Raw genomic sequence first — 541 nt, 5'->3', positions numbered from 1 at the left:
TTTCGGATTGGGGTTCGTTGGTGTTGGTGGGGCGGGGCCGGAGGCCCTGCCCCATCACACTGTCTGGGGCTGGGTGGTGGTGAAGAGGCGGTGGAGGTTGTGGGCTGTGGCGGTGAGGGTGAGTTCGCCGAGGCAGTGGGTGAGGCCGCGCATGCTGAACTGGCGGAGTCGGTTGCGGTCTTTGAGGTGTCCGTTGACGGGTTCGACGGTGGCGCCGCGTTTCTTGTAGAGGGCGGCGCCTGCGGGGGTGCGGAGCCGGTGCCGCATTGACTCGGCCGCGGTCGCGTCTTGTGGTGGCGGGCCGCTGGCGGGGTTGGTGGTGGCATCGCGTTGCAGGTCGCGGGATTTCCCGGTCGCGATCAGCCGGTCGAACACTTGCGGGCCTTCGGCGGGGGTGAGGTTGTCCTCGCTGCAATATCCGGCATCGGCCAGCACCGTGCCCGTCGTTTCTGGTTCGGCCCGTTCCTGGTTGATCACCACCGCGGCCTGCTCGGCCCGGGTGATCATGGGTGCGAGTTCGGCGGTGTCGGTGGGGTTGTTC

The 541-nt window shown here is 68.0% G+C and carries 1 protein-coding gene; it reads right to left on the bottom strand.

Translation table 11 applies throughout. The annotated features are described in order from the left end of the window. Window positions 1–54 precede the first annotated feature (54 nt). A partial coding sequence (locus ACFORO_RS36655; RefSeq protein WP_377896723.1) for a transposase occupies window positions 55–541 on the bottom strand: 487 nt, incomplete at its 5' end.

The sequence above is a fragment of the Amycolatopsis halotolerans genome (genome assembly GCF_042647905.1).
Classification (GTDB): domain Bacteria; phylum Actinomycetota; class Actinomycetes; order Mycobacteriales; family Pseudonocardiaceae; genus Amycolatopsis; species Amycolatopsis halotolerans.
The sequence above is the reverse complement of the archived record's forward strand: the minus strand, read 5'-3'. Positions and strand labels throughout refer to the sequence as shown.